Annotated in this window: 22 protein-coding genes and 1 pseudogene; 15 read left to right on the top strand and 8 right to left on the bottom strand. The window is 43.6% G+C overall.

Annotation, left to right across the window (positions count from 1 at the left end):
* Window positions 1-16 precede the first annotated feature (16 nt).
* Window positions 17-2,128 carry an ATP-dependent Clp protease ATP-binding subunit gene (locus D8791_RS03695; RefSeq protein WP_125446315.1) on the top strand — a complete coding sequence of 704 codons (2,112 nt, stop codon included), beginning with the start codon at window positions 17-19 and terminating at the stop codon, window positions 2,126-2,128.
* A gap of 109 nt (window positions 2,129-2,237) precedes the next feature.
* Here D8791_RS03695 and D8791_RS03690 read toward each other — a convergent pair whose 3' ends face one another.
* A complete protein-coding gene (locus D8791_RS03690) occupies window positions 2,238-3,110 on the bottom strand; it encodes an AraC family transcriptional regulator (RefSeq protein ID WP_125446314.1) in 873 nt (290 codons plus the stop codon).
* A gap of 259 nt (window positions 3,111-3,369) precedes the next feature.
* Between D8791_RS03690 and D8791_RS03685 the strand changes: the two genes are divergently transcribed.
* The gene (locus D8791_RS03685; RefSeq protein ID WP_125446313.1) at window positions 3,370-3,756 is read left to right on the top strand and encodes a VOC family protein; all 387 of its coding nucleotides are present in this window, start codon (window positions 3,370-3,372) and stop codon (window positions 3,754-3,756) included.
* A 99-nt stretch (window positions 3,757-3,855) separates the two neighbouring features.
* Here D8791_RS03685 and D8791_RS03680 read toward each other — a convergent pair whose 3' ends face one another.
* Window positions 3,856-4,206 (bottom strand): hypothetical protein, encoded by a 351-nt coding sequence (locus tag D8791_RS03680; RefSeq protein ID WP_125446312.1) that lies wholly within the window; start codon window positions 4,204-4,206, stop codon window positions 3,856-3,858.
* 288 nt (window positions 4,207-4,494) lie between these two features.
* On the opposite strand from D8791_RS03680, the gene D8791_RS03675 reads away from it, so the two are divergent.
* The 9 genes from D8791_RS03675 (at window position 4,495) to D8791_RS03630 (ending at window position 12,867) form a co-directional block, all read left to right on the top strand.
* A complete protein-coding gene (locus D8791_RS03675) occupies window positions 4,495-4,953 on the top strand; it encodes a CtsR family transcriptional regulator (protein ID WP_125446311.1) in 459 nt (152 codons plus the stop codon).
* A 4-nt stretch (window positions 4,954-4,957) separates the two neighbouring features.
* Window positions 4,958-7,387 carry an ATP-dependent Clp protease ATP-binding subunit gene (locus D8791_RS03670; RefSeq protein ID WP_125446310.1) on the top strand — a complete coding sequence of 810 codons (2,430 nt, stop codon included), beginning with the start codon at window positions 4,958-4,960 and terminating at the stop codon, window positions 7,385-7,387.
* Window positions 7,388-7,401: 14 nt separating this feature from the next.
* A complete protein-coding gene (locus D8791_RS03665) occupies window positions 7,402-7,842 on the top strand; it encodes a GNAT family N-acetyltransferase (RefSeq protein ID WP_125446309.1) in 441 nt (146 codons plus the stop codon).
* Between the two features lie 84 nt (window positions 7,843-7,926).
* Entirely contained in the window at window positions 7,927-8,409 is a 483-nt protein-coding gene (locus D8791_RS03660) for an ECF transporter S component (RefSeq protein WP_125446308.1), read from the top strand.
* On the top strand, window positions 8,393-8,794 hold the full coding sequence (locus D8791_RS03655) for a DUF4430 domain-containing protein (RefSeq protein ID WP_125446307.1): 402 nt from the start codon (window positions 8,393-8,395) through the stop codon (window positions 8,792-8,794). Before D8791_RS03660 ends, D8791_RS03655 begins: the two co-directional genes overlap by 17 nt.
* A gap of 179 nt (window positions 8,795-8,973) precedes the next feature.
* Window positions 8,974-10,032, top strand: a complete 1,059-nt coding sequence (locus tag D8791_RS03650; protein WP_125446306.1) for an AAA family ATPase — start codon at window positions 8,974-8,976, stop codon at window positions 10,030-10,032.
* 21 nt (window positions 10,033-10,053) lie between these two features.
* Window positions 10,054-10,869: a nicotinamide riboside transporter PnuC gene (pnuC, locus tag D8791_RS03645; protein WP_125446305.1), complete on the top strand. Its 816-nt coding sequence runs from the start codon at window positions 10,054-10,056 to the stop codon at window positions 10,867-10,869.
* Window positions 10,870-10,926: 57 nt separating this feature from the next.
* Window positions 10,927-11,715 (top strand): NUDIX domain-containing protein, encoded by a 789-nt coding sequence (locus tag D8791_RS03640; protein ID WP_125371568.1) that lies wholly within the window; start codon window positions 10,927-10,929, stop codon window positions 11,713-11,715.
* A 390-nt stretch (window positions 11,716-12,105) separates the two neighbouring features.
* Entirely contained in the window at window positions 12,106-12,867 is a 762-nt protein-coding gene (locus D8791_RS03630) for a hypothetical protein (protein ID WP_125371567.1), read from the top strand.
* Between the two features lie 49 nt (window positions 12,868-12,916).
* On the opposite strand, the gene dusB is transcribed toward D8791_RS03630, so the two are convergent.
* Together dusB and hslO are read right to left on the bottom strand one after the other, a co-directional pair.
* Window positions 12,917-13,894: a tRNA dihydrouridine synthase DusB gene (dusB, locus tag D8791_RS03625; protein WP_125446304.1), complete on the bottom strand. Its 978-nt coding sequence runs from the start codon at window positions 13,892-13,894 to the stop codon at window positions 12,917-12,919.
* Window positions 13,881-14,753 carry an Hsp33 family molecular chaperone HslO gene (gene hslO / locus D8791_RS03620; RefSeq protein ID WP_125446303.1) on the bottom strand — a complete coding sequence of 291 codons (873 nt, stop codon included), beginning with the start codon at window positions 14,751-14,753 and terminating at the stop codon, window positions 13,881-13,883. The genes dusB and hslO overlap by 14 nt, the downstream gene beginning before the upstream one ends.
* Before the next feature lie 236 nt (window positions 14,754-14,989).
* Here hslO and D8791_RS03615 point away from each other — a divergent pair, with 236 nt between their 5' ends.
* Window positions 14,990-15,211 (top strand): DUF4649 family protein, encoded by a 222-nt coding sequence (locus D8791_RS03615; protein WP_125371564.1) that lies wholly within the window; start codon window positions 14,990-14,992, stop codon window positions 15,209-15,211.
* A gap of 14 nt (window positions 15,212-15,225) precedes the next feature.
* Window positions 15,226-15,540, top strand: coding sequence for a thioredoxin (gene trxA, locus D8791_RS03610; protein ID WP_125371563.1), 315 nt, complete (start codon window positions 15,226-15,228; stop codon window positions 15,538-15,540).
* 95 nt (window positions 15,541-15,635) lie between these two features.
* Here the strand turns inward: trxA and D8791_RS03605 are convergent, their stop codons facing one another.
* Together D8791_RS03605 and D8791_RS03600 are read right to left on the bottom strand one after the other, a co-directional pair.
* On the bottom strand, window positions 15,636-16,304 hold the full coding sequence (locus D8791_RS03605; protein ID WP_125446302.1) for an MIP/aquaporin family protein: 669 nt from the start codon (window positions 16,302-16,304) through the stop codon (window positions 15,636-15,638).
* A 145-nt stretch (window positions 16,305-16,449) separates the two neighbouring features.
* A complete protein-coding gene (locus D8791_RS03600) occupies window positions 16,450-16,797 on the bottom strand; it encodes a winged helix-turn-helix transcriptional regulator (RefSeq protein ID WP_125446301.1) in 348 nt (115 codons plus the stop codon).
* 150 nt (window positions 16,798-16,947) lie between these two features.
* Here D8791_RS03600 and D8791_RS03595 point away from each other — a divergent pair, with 150 nt between their 5' ends.
* Window positions 16,948-17,337: a nuclear transport factor 2 family protein gene (locus D8791_RS03595; protein ID WP_000106199.1), complete on the top strand. Its 390-nt coding sequence runs from the start codon at window positions 16,948-16,950 to the stop codon at window positions 17,335-17,337.
* Window positions 17,338-17,506: 169 nt separating this feature from the next.
* Here D8791_RS03595 and D8791_RS03590 read toward each other — a convergent pair.
* Window positions 17,507-17,695, bottom strand: a pseudogene (locus D8791_RS03590) (oligoendopeptidase F); the annotation flags it as partial.
* 181 nt (window positions 17,696-17,876) lie between these two features.
* On the opposite strand from D8791_RS03590, the gene D8791_RS10595 reads away from it, so the two are divergent.
* The gene (locus tag D8791_RS10595; protein WP_223368340.1) at window positions 17,877-18,221 is read left to right on the top strand and encodes a hypothetical protein; all 345 of its coding nucleotides are present in this window, start codon (window positions 17,877-17,879) and stop codon (window positions 18,219-18,221) included.
* A 182-nt stretch (window positions 18,222-18,403) separates the two neighbouring features.
* Here the strand turns inward: D8791_RS10595 and D8791_RS03580 are convergent, their stop codons facing one another.
* Window positions 18,404-19,135, bottom strand: a complete 732-nt coding sequence (locus D8791_RS03580; RefSeq protein WP_223368341.1) for a hypothetical protein — start codon at window positions 19,133-19,135, stop codon at window positions 18,404-18,406.
* Window positions 19,136-19,160 lie beyond the last annotated feature (25 nt).

Here is a 19,160-nt window from a genome sequence, read left to right as displayed (position 1 = left end):
AAAGTGAGGCAATGCTATGAATAACAACTACAACAATTTTAACAATATGGACGACCTTTTCAACCAACTCATGGGGCGCATGGGTGGCTACAACAGCGAACACCGTCGCTACTTGATCAATGGTAGAGAGGTCACACCGGAAGAGTTTGCTCAGTATCGGGCTACTGGAAAGCTTCCTGGTCAAATGACTAGCGAACAGGATTTGCAAGCTGGAGCGCATGGGCCTAAGCAAGATGGCATTTTGGCTAAGCTAGGTCGCAATCTGACCCAGGAAGCTCGTGATGGTAAATTGGATCCAGTCATTGGGCGCAATAAGGAAATCCAAGAAACTGCTGAAATCCTTTCCCGCCGGACCAAGAATAATCCTGTATTGGTTGGAGATGCCGGAGTTGGTAAGACGGCTGTCGTAGAAGGATTGGCTCAGGCTATCGTCAATGGTGATGTGCCAGCGGCCATCAAGAACAAGGAAATTATTTCTGTTGATATTTCTGGCTTAGAAGCTGGTACCCAGTATCGTGGTAGCTTTGAAGAAAATATCCAAAACTTAGTCAATGAAGTCAAGGAAGCCGGCAATGTTATCCTCTTCTTTGATGAAATCCATCAAATCCTAGGAGCAGGTTCTACTGGCGGAGACAGCGGGTCTAAGGGCTTGGCAGATATTCTCAAACCAGCGCTTTCTCGTGGTGAATTGACCGTTATCGGGGCGACTACTCAGGATGAGTACCGCAATACCATTCTCAAAAATGCAGCTTTGGCTCGCCGTTTCAATGAAGTCAAGGTCAATGCACCGTCTGCCGAAGATACTTATCAGATCCTTCGGGGTATTCGGGACTTGTATGAAAAGCACCACAATGTCATCCTGCCGGATGAAGTGCTGAAAGCGGCTGTGGACTACTCTGTTCAATATATCCCACAACGGAGCCTGCCAGACAAGGCCATTGACCTGGTCGACGTGACAGCTGCCCACTTGGCGGCCCAACATCCAGTAACGGATGTCCATGCGGTTGAGCATGAGATTGCTGAGCAAAAAGACAAGCAGGAAGCGGCTGTTGAGAAAGAAGATTATGAGGCAGCTCTGAATGCCAAGACTCGCATCGAAGAGCTGGAAAAGAAAATTCAAAACCACACCGAGGATATGAAGGTAACGGCGACAGTCAACGATGTAGCAGAGTCTGTTGAGCGGATGACGGGAGTGCCGGTATCTCAGATGGGTACCAGCGACATTGAGCGCCTCAAAGGCATGAATGACCGTCTCAAAGCTAAGGTCATTGGCCAAGACAAGGCTGTAGAAGCTGTGGCTAGAGCTATCCGCCGTAACCGTGCCGGTTTTGACGAAGGTAATCGCCCAATTGGTAGTTTCCTCTTTGTTGGTCCTACAGGTGTTGGTAAGACTGAGCTGGCTAAGCAACTGGCTCTGGATATGTTCGGTACCAAGGAAGCGATTATCCGTCTGGATATGTCAGAATACTCCGACCGGACTGCGGTTTCCAAGCTGATTGGTACGACTGCTGGTTATGTCGGCTATGATGACAACAACAACACTCTGACCGAGCGCGTGCGCCGCAATCCTTATTCTATCATTCTCTTGGATGAGATTGAAAAGGCGGATCCGCAAGTGATTACCCTTCTCCTTCAAGTTCTGGATGATGGTCGCTTGACAGATGGACAAGGAAACACAGTCAACTTCAAGAACACGGTCATTATTGCGACTTCCAATGCAGGCTTTGGCTATGAAGCAGGTCTGGAAGAGGATGCAGAAAAGCCTGAGCTGATGGATCGACTCAAAGCTTATTTCCGTCCAGAATTCCTCAATCGTTTCAATGCGGTTATTGAGTTCTCTCATCTCAAGAAAGAAGACCTGATGGAAATTGTGAATCTCATGCTGGTTGAAGTAAATCAAACTTTGAGCAAGAAGGAAATTGATCTGGCTGTATCTGATGCAGCTAAGGAATTCCTACGTGATGCTGGTTATGACCAAGTCATGGGCGTTCGTCCGCTCCGCCGTGTCATCGAGCAGCAAATTCGTGACAAGGTGACCGACTTCCACTTGGATAATCTAGATGCTAAGCACCTGACTGCAGATATGGAAGATGGTGTCTTGGTGATCCGTGAAAAATCAGCAGAATAACCACCTATAACTTTCAAAATCCCGTAAAACGAACAGACTAAAGGTCTGTTCGTTTTTTTATTAATCATATTCAGATAAAAAAACTCCAATCAGCTGACTGGAGATTTTCTTACTTTCTTCGATATTGACTTGGTGTCATTTGATAGTATTTTTTAAATTGCCGATTGAAATTAGAAAGGTTATTAAAACCAGACTGGCTTGAGATTTCTAGAACCGACAGAGTGGAGTGCTGGAGGAGCTCGGCAGCCTTGCGCAGGCGAAATTGAATCAGGTACTCAATGCAGGAAACGCCCAGATGTTTTTTGAAGAAATTCATGAAGTGCGTCGGACTGTAGCCGCAGATGCCAGACAGCTGATCAATAGAGAGTTCTTCCTGATAATGTTCATTGATATAGTCGATGATGGAGCGGATTTTCTCTTCCTTGCGGTAGCCCTCGGCAGACAGCTCCTTGGAGACGATATAGTCATTCTCAAAGAGCAAGTAGAAGAGCTGGTTAAGCTGGGCCTTGAGTTGGAATTCATAGTAGTTCTTTTGGCAATAACCCGTTTCCATAGTGGCCAGCAGGCATTGACGAATTTCATCATAGGCTTGGTCAGTCGGTTTGATGACGTGGATAAAGTCCAGTTGTCCGTTGTAGAGAGGCTGGAGGTAGTGGATACTAGCATGATCCATGGCCGAATAGCCCATTAAATCCAAATGAAAGTTAATGGCATCCATATAGTGGCGCTGCTGCTCAATCGGATGAATGGAGTGGAGGGCATTGGGACGAATCAGGACAATATCGCCCTTGTTACTATTAAAATAATGATAGTCGATATGAAATTGGGCGCTTCCTTCGTGGACATAAATGATTTCAACATCTGTGTGCCAGTGGAAGAGGATGTCAGGTTGGCCGTTTTCCGTAATGGTTCGCATCAGGGAATAGGGGGTCCCTTGATTCTTATATTCAGTAGTTTTGTGCAACTGCCCCAAATCCATCATAGTGCCCTCCTTCGTAGAATACTATCATTCTTTAAGATAATAATAGTAGAAAATGTGTTTGCCAACTATTATAATATAATTAAAAAGAAAATGAAAGTGGGAAAATAATTTTCTGAAAGCTCAGTTTGGGACGGACTGAGAGTGATGGGAAAATGTTGAGGAAGTAGGTGAAAAAGAGAGATCAGTATGGTATTTATACGCTATGAGAAATATTCATTTGGGTAGGAAGAAGTCATTGTGACGAATGGAGGAAATAGTTATGAAGATTGAGCATATAGGTCTTTATGTTCGGGATTTGGAAGCGGCTCGACATTTTTTCGAAACATATTTTGCAGGCACAAGCAGTGTTTTCTATCATAATCAGAAAACAGGTTTTCAGTCTTATTTTTTGACCTTTGCTGAGGGCGCGCGCTTGGAGATTATGACACGGGCTGATGATTTGGCAGATGGTAGTCAGGAGTTGCTTTTTACAGGCTACCATCATCTGGCTTTCAGTTTAGGTAGTCCTGAAGCAGTTGATGAGCTGACGGCTCGCTTGGAGAAGGATGGCTATCTTGTTTTGAGTGGTCCTAGAGTGACGGGGGATGGCTATTATGAAAGCAATATTCAAGCTTTTGAAGGCAATCAGATTGAACTGACCGTTTAAATATTTTTAGCTATCACCAGCTCCTTATAAAATGAGAAAAGTGTGGAATTCATGGCTCTTCTGAGCTCATGTTGCTTCCACACTTTTTATTGTGCTGTTCTATCTAGCGGCCTTTTGTTCTTTATTTTTGTGAAGGATAAAGGAGTTTGAAAAACTCAGGCTTGCTAGTACAAAAAGAAGAAGGGTTGTTGCTGGATAGCTAAGGGAGATATGATTTGTTTTGATGATAAAGAGAAGGGCAAAGGCGAGAATAGCAAAGAAAATGCTGAGGCCCCAAGTCATTCGACGACTGAATAAGTGCTGCTCAAAGAGCAGAGGAATGAGGAGACAGCCTAGAAGAAGGCTCGTTGGGAAAACGACATACTCGGCGGAAAAAATAGTCAAGATACTCAGAGTGACAAACAGGCAGCTAAGCACATGATGGGTATAGTTGAGCCAATTTATTTTCATTGGAAAACCTCCTTTTGATGATGATTGTTTGGATACGGTTGATGGTGTAAAAACCACACTTTCACACCTTTATTATAAGTCTTTAAAAGTAAAAAGCAAGCGTTTACACTCTTTTTTATCTAGTTCATCAATCTTTTTCATTACTCTGAATTATCAGATATTTTCAAGCCTTCTGGGACTTCTTTTTCTTTCAAAAAATGGATTTTTTCGGTATAATAGTCAAAGATAGTCAATGTTAGAGAAGACTTGAATGCTTATTTTTAGATATAACAGATAGAAAGGTATATCATGGGCATCAAAAATACCTCGGATAGTATAGAAGAATATATCAAAAGAATTTTGGCGCAGGCGGGTATGGTCGAGCTGAAGCGCAGTGAGTTAGCTGATGTTTTTCAGGTGGTTCCGAGTCAGATCAATTATGTGATTAAGACACGTTTTACGGAGAGTCGGGGCTATATCGTGGAGAGCAAGCGCGGTGGCGGTGGCTATATCAGGATTGGTAAGATTGAGTTTTCCGATCGGCACCAGATGTTGTCTGATTTGTTGACCAATGTCGGTGAGTCGCTCAGCCAGCCAGTTTTTTCAGATATTTTGCAGCTGCTCTTTGATGAAAAAATTATCAGCCAGCGTGAGGGAGATCTGCTCCTAGCGAGTGCCAGCGATGCTGTCTTAGGAGCAAATGCTCCGAGGATTCGAGCCAGAATGTTACGGAAAATTTTGCAGCAATTAGATAGAAAAGGAAATTAAGAATATGGACTATTCAAAAGCTTTAGTAGAAAGCTTGGAGGCGGCTCAGCTTTTAGCCGGTCATTTTGCTACTAATTATTTAGAATCGTGGCAGGTGCTGATGGCTCTGGCAAATAATCCCTACAGCGTGGCAGGCTCGGCTCTAAATGAATTCCCTATTGAAGTGGATAAACTGGAAGAAGCAGCCTTTGACATTACTGGAAAAGAGTACCAAAAAAAGGGTGGTTTTGACTTATTGCCTTTCTCTTACCGTTTGGAGGAGCTCTTTACTCAAGCAGGGCAGATTGCGGAAGCCGTCCATGCTAAAAGCCTAGGGACAGAACATCTTCTCTTAACCATGCTATTTGACCGTGGGACCTTGGCAGCTCGTGTGTTAGAAGCTGCAGGTTTTAGCTATGATGATAAAAGTTCAGCTCCTCGATTCAGTGATTTGCGAAAGGTTTTAGAGCAGCGTGCTGGCTGGGGCAGAGAGGAAATCAAATCGATTCGCTCGCTAAATAAAAACACGTCTTCTGCTAAACAAACCATGGCGAACATGATGGGCATGCCTCCTTCAACCAGCGGTGGTCTGGAAGACTATACTCGGGATTTGACAGAACTGGCTCGAGCTGGTCGTCTGGAACCAGTTATCGGGCGGGATGAGGAAATTTCTCGGATGCTTCAGATCCTCAGCCGCAAGACAAAGAATAATCCAGTGCTAGTCGGTGATGCGGGGGTTGGTAAAACTGCTTTGGCACTAGGCTTGGCTCAACGCGTGGCAGCTGGTCAGGTTCCAGCAGAACTTGCCAAGATGCGCGTTTTGGAATTAGACTTGATGAATGTTGTCGCTGGGACTCGTTTCCGCGGAGACTTTGAAGAGCGGATGAACAATATCATCAATGACATCGAAGAAGACGGGCATGTCATCCTCTTCATCGATGAGCTGCATACTATTATGGGCTCTGGTAGCGGGATTGACTCGACCTTGGATGCGGCCAATATCCTGAAACCGGCTCTGGCTCGGGGAACCTTGCGGACAGTTGGTGCTACGACGCAGGAAGAGTATCAGAAACATATTGAAAAAGATGCGGCTCTTTCTAGGCGTTTTGCCAAGGTAACCATTGAAGAGCCTACCGTGGCCGACAGCATTGCTATTTTGCAGGGTTTGAGAAAGAGCTATGAGGATCACCACAAGGTGCAGATTAGTGACCAGGCCATTGAAACAGCGGTCAAGTATGCACATCGTTACCTGACCAGCAAGCATTTGCCAGACTCTGCCATTGATCTTTTGGATGAAGCTAGTGCAACGGTGCAGAATAAAGGACCGCAGAATTATAAACAGTCGGATTTGACGCCTGTGGATCAAGCTTTGATGGCTGGAAATCTGAAAAAAGTCAGCCAGCTACTGGCAAAAGAGCAGGAGCCAGCTGTTTACAAGCTGAAGGTGGAAGAAGGAGATATCCTAGAGACTCTCAGTCGCTTGTCTGGTATTCCTGTGCAGAAATTGACTCAGACAGATGCCAAAAAATATCTCAATTTGGAAAAAGAACTGCACAAGCGAGTTATTGGACAGGATGCGGCAGTTTCGGCTGTCAGTCGGGCTATTCGTCGCAATCAATCGGGCATCCGCACCGGCAAACGCCCAATTGGTTCCTTTATGTTCTTAGGGCCAACGGGTGTCGGAAAGACTGAGCTGGCTAAAGCCTTGGCAGAAGTTCTCTTTGATGATGAATCCGCCCTGATTCGCTTTGACATGAGTGAATATATGGAGAAATTCGCAGCCAGTCGTCTTAACGGGGCGCCTCCAGGCTATGTAGGCTATGAGGAAGGCGGCGAATTGACGGAAAAGGTTCGCAACCGTCCATATTCAGTTCTTCTCTTTGACGAGGTAGAAAAGGCTCATCCAGATATTTTCAATGTCCTCTTGCAGGTCTTGGATGATGGTCAGCTGACCGATAGCAAGGGCCGCAAGGTGGACTTCTCCAATACCATCATTATCATGACCAGCAATCTGGGGGCAACGGCTTTGCGGGATGATAAGACGGTTGGTTTTGGGGCGCGTGATATCCGCTTTGATCAGGCTAATATGGAAAAACGAATTCTGGAAGAATTGAAAAAGACCTACCGGCCTGAATTTATCAATCGAATTGATGAAAAGGTGGTCTTCCACAGTCTGTCTGCTGAGGATATGCAGGAAGTGGTCAAGATTATGGTGCAACCGTTGATTGGGAGTCTGGCAGAGCAAGGCATCGTACTTAAATTCCAAGCTAGTGCCCTGAAATTGCTGGCTCAGGAAGGTTACGATCCAGAAATGGGAGCGCGGCCGCTGCGCCGTACCCTGCAGACGCAGGTGGAGGACAAGCTGTCTGAGTTGCTCCTGACTGGAGATTTGGCAGCTGGTCAAACGCTTAAAGTTGGTGTCAAAAACGGTCAACTCAAATTTGAAATGACTTAGGGAGGATGTGTGCAATGGAAATTCGTGTGATGACAGAAAAGGATTATGCCTCTGTTTACCAGCTGTGGCTCTCTTGCGCTGGTATGGGGCTCAATAACTTAGATGACTCTGAAGAAGGGATTGCCCGCTTTTTGAAGCGCAATCCTGAGACCTGTCTGGTTGCCTTGGAAGGGGAGAGCTTTATAGGTGCTATTCTAGTTGGCACAGATGGACGTAGAGCGTACATTTATCATACAGCTGTCCATCCATATTTTCGTAGAAAAGGAGTAGGCAGAGCTCTGGTCGAACAGGCCTTGTCAGCAGTGAAAAGACTTGGTATCCCTAAAGTATCGCTGGTCGTTTTTGAAAGAAATGAACTGGGCAACCGTTTTTGGCAGGAGCTGGGATTTTCAGTTAGAAATGATCTGCTTTACCGAGATCAAGGACTAACGGAGATGATTCGACAGGATACATAAAAAGCTGATTTACTTAGCATTCTTGCTAGGCTAGTCAGAACCGTGTTATCCTACTGAAGAATATCGTTTAGAAAGGCAGAAACTGTGTCTCTTCGTTATCTTGCTCGAATCGCTCTTCTAGCAGCCGTCTGCGTCGTGCTTCGCTATGCCTTTGCTGGCCTGCCCAGTATCAAACCGATTACAGCGCTGTATTTTCTCTTGGTGGATTTTGAGGACTTGAGGGGTTCGCTTCTAGTCATGTCTATCAGTATCTTTGTATCTTCATTCCTCTTTGGAATGGGACCGTGGGTACTTTTCCAGATCTTATCCTTTGCGGTGGTCATTTGTCTATGGTACCTGCTGTATTGGCGAATAGGCTTGATTGGCCAGAGTATGTTGGCCTTGCTTTTAGCCTTTAGCTATGGTCTTGTGATTGATGGTATCACAGCCTTGCTTTATCAAATGCCTTGGTGGACCTATGTGGCAGCGGGAGCAGGCTTCAATCTAGCCCACGCCTGGTCCACGATGCTTTTCTATCCTATTTTGTATTTTATTTTAAGGAGACTTTATCATGAAAAAAATTTTTAGCTTACTTACGCTTGCCTTCGCTCTCTTTTTAGTGGGCTGTAGTAATAGCCAAACAAAAACTGCTACCAGCTCTAGTTCGGCTGCTTCTTCCGTCAAAAAGGAACTGAAAATCAGCATCAGTATTGCACCAGAAGGTCAGGAGAAGAGCGAGAAAACGGTGGCTGTTGAAGAAGGAAAGACAGCGATGGATGCTTTGAAGAAGGCCTATAAGGTCGAAGAAAAAGATGGTTTTATCACTTCGATTGACGGTCATGCTCAGGATGAAGCGAAAGGCCTCTACTGGATGTTTAAGGTCAACGGAGAAATGGCTCCTAAGGGTGCCAATCAAATCACGCTCAAAGATGGAGACAAGCTGGAATTCTACCAAGAAGTCTATCAGCAATAAATCTTGTAGAATAAGAATCTGATGCTAAGACATTAGATTCTTTTTTTGTGTCTTTGAAGCAGTTTTAAAGTGTCTGAAAAATATTTTTATAAATTTTTATAAAAAACCATTGACAAAAGGAAAATATAGTTTATAATAAAATCATAGAAAGAATAAAATATAATAAAAAGGTTAAGCGTATGAAAGAAAAAATTGCAATCGTCTTTGGGACCTTTGCTCCCTTGCATCAGGGGCATATTGATTTGATTCAGAAGGCGAAGCGTTCTTATGACAAAGTGCGCGTGGTGGTTTCTGGCTATCAGGGAGACCGTGGCGAGGAAGTAGGTCTATCTCTGCAGAAGCGATTCCGTTATACTCGTGAGACCTTCGCAGATGATGAACTGACCCAGGTTTATAGACTAGACGAAACGTCTTTCCCTCGCTATCCTCTGGGTTGGGCTCAGTGGTTGCCCGCTTTATTGGACTTGGTGGGTTATGATTCAGAAGGCGAGGAGTTGATTTTCTTTGTCGGAGAATCAGACTATCAAGCGGAGCTGACAAAGCGTGGCTTCAAAACTTCTTTTGAGGAGCGGCAATTTGGGATTTCAGCTACGATGATTCGGGAAAATCCTAGCCTTTATTGGAAATATATCGCCCAACCTTTCCGCCGTCACTTTACCAAGAAAGTGCTGATTATGGGCAGCGCCAGCAATGGTAAAACGACTTTGGCCAAGGATTTAGCTCGCTTCTATGATGCTCCCGTCAGCCTGGAATATGCTCGAGAATACCAGATTCAAAATAACGTGCGAGACGATGAGTTGACACCTAAGGACTATTATTATCTGCTCTTGGGACAATATGCTCAGACTTCCCGCTTGATTGACAGCAGCGCCAACCGTGGTCTGGTCGTGGCCGATACAAATTCGTTAGTAACCAAGGCTTACTATGATTACTATCTGAAAGAAAGTCCCGTTAAAGACGAGGAGACAGATACCTTTGACAATCTCTTTGCTAGCATTTTGGCCAAGGAAAAATGGGATTTGATTCTCTTTGCTGAGCCGGTCGGAGCCTATGTCAATGATGGATTTCGTGATATGAGCATGGCAGACGAGGCTATCCGCAGTGATTTTTCTAGCTATTTGAAAAAGCTGAAAGAGGAGTGTTTAGCTCATATTCCGACGGTTTATCTAGCTAGCAGTTATTTAGATAATTATCAGGCGGCTAAAGAAGCGATTAACAAGATTTATCAAGCAGATTAAAAAAGAAAGTGGTAAAATAGAATGGTAGTAAAAAATCAAAAACTCTCTCCTGCAGCTCTCTACGCAGGACTAAAACAAAAATCTCAAACCTTTGCTCGGAATTTCCAGAATGTCTGTGCAGCAGCAAAAGAACAGGGCTTTAGCGGTATCGCCAAATTGCTCTGGCAGGATTTATTTGGCGGGCGCAACTTGGCTCAATGGCTCTACTTGATTGCTCTTTCCAGTCTGCCCTTCGTTCTGGAGTTTACCAGTGGGCAGGAGCAGCATGACTGGTTGGGACTCTTTGCTTCCTGGACAGGCATCGTCTGCGTCATCCTAGTAGCTGAGGGTCGGGCCAGCAATTATCTCTTTGGAGCTGTTAATTCGGCGATTTATCTCATCTTGTCCTTTCAGGCTAGCTTTTATGGAGAAGTACTGACTACGGTCTACTTCTTTATCATGCAGCCAATCGGGCTCTATACTTGGTTGTCCAACCGAGTTAATGAACAAGATAAGGCAAAGCCCTCTCATTTTGAGGCTAAGAAGTTAGACTGGCGTGGCTGGCTTAAATATTTGGCCTTGACTGCCTTGATTTGGATTGGCATGGGCTTTGCTTATAAGAGCATTCACAGTCACCGGCCTTTCCGCGATAGTGTGACAGATGCGACCAATGGAATCGGCCAGCTTCTCATGACGGGTCTCTACCGCGAGCAGTGGATTTTCTGGATTGCGACCAATCTCTTTAGTATCTACCTCTGGTGGGGCAGCAACCTTCACATTCAGGCTATGTACTGGGTTTATACCCTCAATAGCATCGTTGGCTGGTATCAGTGGACCAAGGCAGTGAAGAAAGCTTAGAGCAAGATTTGGAGGATTTTTGATAGAAAAAATAGCTTAGGAAAGGAAGAAAAATTCATGACCAAACAGGATATCCCAGCGGGAATGTCGGAAAAAGAGTATTACGAAACAATGGCGGATGAGTCCGCCTTTTTAGCATGGTACAAGACACAGGATTTGCCCAAGTATGAGACACCTAGCGTAACAGCAGATATGGTGGCTTATTGTTTTGTGGAAGGCCAGATAAAACTCTTGGTTATTAAGCGCAAGGCCCATCCTTATCAGAATAAATATGCTCTGGTCGGAGGTTTTGTGGACAAAAATGAGGATGCCTATCAAGCCTGTATTCGGGAGGTCAAGGAAGAAGTAGACCTCGAGATACCGCTGGAAAAGGTGGAGCAGCTGATGACGGTTTCCACTCCAGGACGCGATCCGCGTGGTTGGGTTATCACCATTGCCCATCTGGTCTATCTGCCGGCAATCGCTATCAACCAAGTCAAGGCCGGTGATGATGCTAAGGAAGTCACCTTCCTTAATGTGGACTTTAAGACAAGGAGTTTTAGAGATGGCGAGCGACTTCTGACAGCAGAGGACTTTGCTTTTGACCACTACCAAATCCTGTTAGAATCTATCAAGCGGATTCAAGGGAGACTGGACTGGAATCCAACTTTTCTCCATTTACTGGAATCGCCCTTTACTGTCTATGAAGGGACAGAGCTGGTCAATCTCATCTCACCTAGACGACCTATTGTCAGCAATAATTTTCTCGTAAAATTTGGAGAATACTTGGAGGAGGCTGGTGTCAAGCGCGTGCCAAAGAAGAAACCGAGAAAGGTTTATCGGCTGAAGACAGAAAAATCGGAATAAAAGAAAATTGATGCTATATTTTACTTGAGAGTGGGACAGGAATCGGTAATTCGTTAGAATTCGATTTCGTCGTCCCACCTCCGCACAGTTGAGTAGGGCTGTAAAAGCTGATGAAATCAGCGTAGTAGAGCCCACTCAACCACTGCGCCTTGCTCGGCAATCCAAAGACAATTGAGAGGATAGGACTTTTGTCCCAGCCTCTTTTTTTATTTTCGTTACGAATATAAAAGTAGCGACATATCTGCTGAGGAAGAGAGGAGGCCTAAGTCCTGGATGTTATTTGTTTCAAAATTTTTTGAAAAATTCCATATATCTAGTTGACATACTTTATTACGAGTGTTACAATAATATTACAAAAAGATTTCCAGATGTTACAAAGGAGAAGAAAAAATGAAAACTAAGACTTATACAAAATTGATGGCTGCTACTGTTCTAGCTTCTAGCTTACTTTTAGGGGCTTGTGGTCACAAAGAAGAAACCAAGACTAGCACAAGTGCTAATAAGACAGTACAAACTTCTTCTAGCTCTAAAGTTACTTCATCTAGCAAAGCTAGCAGCGCTCCAAAAGCCAGCAGCAATGCTTCTTCAAATAAAACAGTAGGGCAAGCAGAACAAGTACAGAAAGCTGTGGAATCCGTTCAACCTTCACAAAACCAAACACAACAAGGGGTGGATCAGCAGGTTCAAGCTCAACAAGATACACAGGCTCAACCAAGCCAATCTCAACAAGCTCCTAGTCAACAAGCTACGCCGACTCAACCAACTAAACCAAATCAAGCGACTCAGCCAGCCCAACCGAGTCAACCAGCTCAAAATCCAGCCACTGATCGTCAGCTTCAAAACAAGCAGGCAGAAACAAATGCTCGCTATAAAGGCGTTTTGAATATGGTGGATGGAGATTTCTCTGCAGCGGCTGGTAGTTGGGTAGATGCAGGAGGTAGTACAGTGACTGTTTCAGCAGGCGGACAATTTAGCGTCAAGTCAGCAAATGGAACTGTCAATACTTACCATGTTGCTTCATATGCCTATACTTTGGATGATGGTCGCTATACAGCTCAGCTGGGTTCTGCTGAGCCATCTGCTCCTAGATTGGGCATCCAAATCACTACTGGCGCTGACGGTAAAGTAGCTAGTGTTCAATTGATCAAATAAATTTGCAAAAAAAGGAGGCACCTTTGTAGATGCTTCCTTTTTTATTTCTTTAATGTTGGAGTTGCAAGAGTTCCTCGATCTCTGCCAATGTGTTGGCCTGTGAAATGGCACCGCGAAGTTTAGCTGCACCAGATGTTCCACGAAGGTAGTGGGGTGCTAGACCACGGAATTCGCGGACAGCAATGTGTTCACCTTTGAGGTTAATCAAGCGTTTGAGGTGCTCATAAGCAATCTTCATCTTGTCTTCGAAGGTCAAGTCTGGCAGGATTTCACCCGTTTCAAAATAGTGGTTGATTTGGTTGAAGAGGTAGGGATTTCCCATGGCAGCTCGTCCAATCATGACAGCGTCAGCGCCGACTTCTTCAATGCGTTGTTTGGCTTCTTGCACGCTGCGGATATCACCGTTGGCGATGAAAGGAATCTTTGTCAGGGCTTGGGCCACGTCATGCAAGGTTTCGAGGTCAGCATGCCCTGTGTACATTTGCTCACGGGTGCGGCCGTGCATAGCCAAGGCTGAAACGCCAGCTGCTTCGGCTGCCAGAGCATTTTCTACAGCCAGTGAGCTGTCGGACCAACCCGTCCGCATCTTGACTGTCAGAGGGATATCCAAAACAGACTGAACCTTGTTGATGATTTTATAGATTTTCTCAGGATCCTTGAGCCACATAGCGCCAGCTTCGTTTTTGACAATTTTGTTGACCGGGCAGCCCATGTTGATATCGACGATATCTGTCTTGGTGTTTTCTTGAATAAATTCCGCTGCGCGAGCCAAACTGTCCTCGTCGCTTCCGAAAAGCTGGATAGAGACTGGATTTTCACCCTCATCAATGTGAAGCATGTGGAGGGTTTTTTCGTTGTTGTATTGGATGCCCTTGTCAGAGACCATTTCCATAACGACCAGGCCTGCTCCCAGCTCTTTGGCAATGGTTCGGAAAGCAGAGTTGGTTACGCCGGCCATGGGTGCCAGAACCGTACGGTTAGGAATTTCAACATTTCCAATCATAAAAGGGGTATTAAGATTTGTCACGAATCAGTTCCTCCAAGTCATTTTGGTCAAAGTGGTAGGCTGTCTGGCAGAATTGGCAGACTATTTCAGCTCCGTGGTCCTGGTCACGCATCTCTTCTAAGTCAGCCTTTGGCAAGGTAGCCAAGGCATTCATGAAGCGCTCTTTGCTGCAATCACACTGGAAGCGAATTTCCTCTTCAGACAGGCGTTTGTAGGGCTCATCTCCATAGATGGCAGCCAGTAGAGCTTCTATATGGTTATCGGATTCTAACAGCTTAGAGATGGCTGGCATTTCTTGAATCCGCTTCTCAAAGCAGGCGATATCAGCTTCCTTAGCACCAGGCAGAGCTTGTACCAAGAAACCGCCAGCAACCTTGACTTTATCGTTCTCATCCAAGAGAACATTGAGGCCAACGGCAGAAGGAGTTTGCTGACTTTCGGTCAGGTAGAAGGCTAGGTCTTCGCCGATTTCTCCAGAGATGAGAGGAGTCATAGAATTATAGGGATTGCCAGTGCCGTAGTCCGTGATAACCAAAAATTGACCAGAGCCGACAAAAGGGCCAACCAGAACTTCGCCAGTGGCTGTCTTTTTAATATCCACACCAGGATTTTGCACATAGCCTTTGACATTGCCCTCGGTATCTGCCACTGTGATAATCGCGCCTAGTGAGCTGGTCCCAAGAATCTTGACGGTAATCTTAGTCTGGCCTTTTTCATTTGCAGCCAGAATCTGGCTGGCAATCAGTGTGCGGCCGAGTGCCACGGTAGAACTTGCTTGAGTTTGATGTTTTTCTTGAGCGGTCCGAACCGTCTCTGTGCTATCCAGCACATAAGCTCGGAAAGAACCATTTTCTGAGGTAGTTTTAATAATTTTGTCCATGCCTTTTATTTTAACATAAAAATAAAAACAAACGTAGCCTTTGTGCTTGTTTTGTCAAAGATTTCTTCTTTACATTGTGCTAGAATCAAGTCAAACAAAAGGGAGAAGATGATCAATCAGGATTCAAAGGCATCCTTCTACGATCTAGCAGTGGCGGATGCGTCTGATTTGACAAATGTAACTTTTTTGGTTACAATTAAATCATGAATTACGAATGGAATCAAAAAGGAGAGCCTATGATTGAAATTACTTATCTAGATGCAGCTAAGTCAGAACGGAAGATAACTTTCGAGTCATATGAGGAGTTTGAACTATCCCAGCATGCCTGCCTGATCGGTGTCGCGGATTACTACACTGTCCAAAAATTAACTTACAATGGTCATGATTTGGACTACCATGGGACTTATGGAGATGTCTTCTTCTATCTCATGAAACAAGATTTAAGCCAATATAACTAAAAAGGAGAAATACAATGGCAAAAGCAATTACAGATGCAACATTTGAACAAGAAACAAAAGACGGTTTGGTCTTGGTAGACTTCTGGGCAACTTGGTGTGGTCCATGTCGTATGCAAGGTCCAATCTTGGATAAATTGTCTGAAGAACTTTCAGAAGATGTCCTGAAAATCGTTAAAATGGACGTAGATGAAAACCCAGATACAGCTCGTGCCTTTGGAATCATGTCCATCCCAACCCTTCTCTTCAAAAAAGACGGCCAAGTGGTGAAACAAGTTGCAGGTGTTCACACTGCAGAACAAATCAAGGCCATCGTTGCTGAATTGAGTTAAAAGAAAAGCACTCCCCATTCAAAAAGGGAGTGTTTCTTTGTTCTCATAGAAAAAGCCCTGTTCCTCAAACTGAGGACAGGACTCTTTTTCGTTTCTTATTCTTCTGTGCCAAGGCAGTTTTTCGCAACAAGAGCTGCAAGAACGCCACCTACGATTGGTGCAAGAATAAAAATCCATACTTGTTGAAGGGCTGCGCCACCTACCAAGACAGCTGGTGCCAAGCTACGAGCTGGGTTTACTGAAAGTCCAGTGATGTTCAATCCTACAAGAATCATTGCCATCAAAGACAAACCGATTACCAAACCAGCAATCGCGCCATTGCCTTTGCTTGCTGAAGTGACAGTCATGATAACCAAGACAAACAAGAAAGTTGCGATGACTTCAAACAGGAAACCACCAAAGACAGTTACACCGTTTGCCAAGGCATTTTCACCGAGACTAGCAGTTGACATGCCTGAGTTTGCCAAGAGGAAGAAGACCGCACCCGATGCAAGGAAAGCTCCAACCACTTGTCCAAGAATGTAGTTGACAAGCTCTGAAGATGACAAGCGTTTGTTTACAAACATAGCGATTGAAACGGCTGGGTTTAAGTGGGCACCTGAAACAGTTCCGATTGAGAAAGCTGCAACCACGATTGCTAAACCAAAGGCAAAAGCAATTCCAAGGTGTCCAAGACCCTCTGTACCATTTCCAAAAACAACGGCTCCTGTTCCGATGAACACAAGCATAAATGTACCGATTAATTCAGCAATAAATTTTTTCATGATAAGTCTCCTTTTTCAAAACTATATATTAGTCTATCAAAAGAAGGAACGGGTTTCAAGAAAATTGATTGGAAATTTACTGGTTTGCCTTACTGTCTTTTGATTGAGGGATTCGATAAAAAATGCATTCCCTCTATGGGACTTATCAGTTGCCTATCTCATTAGCATTTAGCAACTTAATATAATCCAGACCCCAGTTTTCGACAGCATCTAATACAACTTTGAATTCCTGTCCCATTTCGGTTAAGCTGTACTCAACTCGTGGGGGAACTTCCGCATAGACCTTTCGTTGAACAATCTTATCCTTTTCTAATTGACGGAGATGACGGGTCAAAATAGTTTGAGTAATCCCAGGCAATAATCTCTGCAATTCTTTAAATCGTTTGGTACCCGTACTCAACTGATAAATGATTACCAGTGCCCATTTCCCTGTTAAAACCCTTTGCGTTGTCGCAAATGGACAAATACCATACTCACTCACTTTATTTGGCATAAAATATCTTCTTTCTATTTTTTTAAAAAAATTTATCTTTTAGTATCAATAATAGTACTACTTTTGATACTAGCTATCGAGAAAGTGTCTACTTGTTTTTTTGATTTTAACTGTTACAATTATACCATAAAAAAGAAATGGAGAATAGATATGTCAACAAACTTAGAAATTTTCAATGCTTATAACCAAGCTTTAATTGCTGGTGACTTTCCTGGTGTCTTTGAAACGATGGCAGATGATATTGTCTGGCATCAACCTGGTAATCATAGTATATCTGGTTCAGTTGTTGGTAAGGACAAGCTAGGATCTCACCTAGCTACATTTGCTGAGAAAACTAATGGAACCTTTAAGGTGATAACAAATTGGGTTTCTGACAATAAGGATTTAATCGCAGCTAATGTTACTTTTCTCGGAACACGTGCTGATGGTACTGAACTCAATATGAACGGGATTGACCTCTTCCGTATTGAAGACGGAAAAATCAAAGAAGTTTGGCTCTTCTCTTCAGATCAAGCTGAGGAAGATAGCTTTTGGGGATAATTTAAGAGGCCGGGACAAAAAATTTTGATTTTAGGAATTCTTTATTATGAATTTTTAAAATCGATAGATTATAAAAAAAGCGAACAAGACAGTATTCTGAGTGTCAGATAACTCGTTTTGTTCGCTTTTTTATATTTAAGGTTAGACTTTTGTCTCAGACTCTTTTAATTTACTCTCCCAACTCAGCACTGTAGGCGATAATCTGATCAACTGTATCAGACAAGAATTGGATGGTATCACGGAGTGGTTTGTCCGTTGAGATATCGGCTTCGATAATCATTTCTGATTCAAGCGGTGTCTTGCTGCTGCCAGATTTGAGCAGTTCTAGCCAGTCACGGGCACCATTTTCGTCATTTTCAGGTGTAGGTAGCTGGTGTCTCTCACGCCCTTAGCTTGCCTCATTAGTCCTCTATTGATTTAAGAAAAATGATATATTCCAGTTTTTTTGTTTGAAAATAAAATTTTTAGGTTATAATAGGAAGAAGGTAAATCAGCTGTGTTTTACAAAATATAAAAAAGGAATGAAAAGGGCGCTGTTTATGTTTGAGTCATTATCGCAGTTTTGCTTCATTTTGATGGTTTTTACGCCGTTTATCGCGGTGCCAATTTTCTGTTTCTTTTTGGGCTGGATGATTCCTCGGTCGCAGATAACAGAAAAAAGTATCATGCTTGTACTCAGTTTTGTCCTTTTTAGTCTAGTTTTGATTTCTTACTATGCTCCTCAATTGCTGGGAATGTTTTTTTGGGGGCTTATCTGGTTCTTTATCGGCCTCTTGCGTGCTAAAAATTATAGCAAGTCACAGTTTTGGATGAGGTGGCTCGTATTTATCGTCTGTTTTACAATCTATATTTTGGTTTATCTATATTTCTTCAAACTTTTTTAAAATAATGAAAAATGAGCTTGAACATTTTTTCAAGCTCATTTTATATTCTTTTCTTTCCCTAAATGATAGAAATATTCAAGTGTAATAAAATTGGTAGACTCGCTAATGTCGTATAGTGAATTGTCATTCCCTTTGATTATTTCATAAGCACCTGAAAATTTTGGCATAACATAAAACGAATGTTACCATGCTAATCCTGCATTTGCAATTTCTATTTTGGAAGCATACTGACCGTTAGGTCGATGCCATCTACCTCTAGCATCTTTAAAATATCCACCGGTAGAGCCTGTATCTTGTTGTTCTACTACTTGTTTCTCAGCTTCTTGGCGAGCCTCCTCCGCCTGTTGGTTAATTGCGTTTTGGACTTGGCCGATACGTTCAGTCAAACTAGCTTTTGTAGCTGGATCTGCAACGTGTTCGACAGCAGCTTGTGCTGAAGAAATATTTTCTTGAACTGGATTGTTTTCGAGTTGTTGGACAGCTTGATCAGCAGCTTCAGCAATTTGCTTAGCTTCGGCTTCCTTACGCGCTTGTTCCTGCTTTTGTTTCTGCGCTTCTTGTAGCTCTTTTTCTTTGCGTTCTTTCTCTTGCTTTTCTTTTTCCTCGGATGTTGAGGAACCACTTGTTTTAGAAGAGCTGAAGCTTGAAGAGTCTGAGGAATGACTAGAGCTAGAAATGGTGGTTTGAGTCTGTTCTGATTTAGTGTTTATTGAATTAAATACCCAAGGAGTTACGGTGAATGAGCCAATCAGACCTATTAGAGTGACTGCGATAGCAACCTTTTGTCTTTTGGTATTTGGATATTTTTTTGAATAATACCAAAACTGCCTAAAATCAGCATAAGTGGCATGGCTAAGGCTATAAAGAATATTACGACTGCAATAGCAACAATTGCTGCAAATATTGTCAGGCAACCAGAAGTGGTATTGTTTTTCTTCA

The sequence above is a fragment of the Streptococcus cristatus genome, from assembly GCF_003943515.1.
In the GTDB taxonomy this organism is placed as follows: domain Bacteria; phylum Bacillota; class Bacilli; order Lactobacillales; family Streptococcaceae; genus Streptococcus; species Streptococcus cristatus_D.
This window is presented reverse-complemented; position numbering and strand designations above follow the sequence as displayed.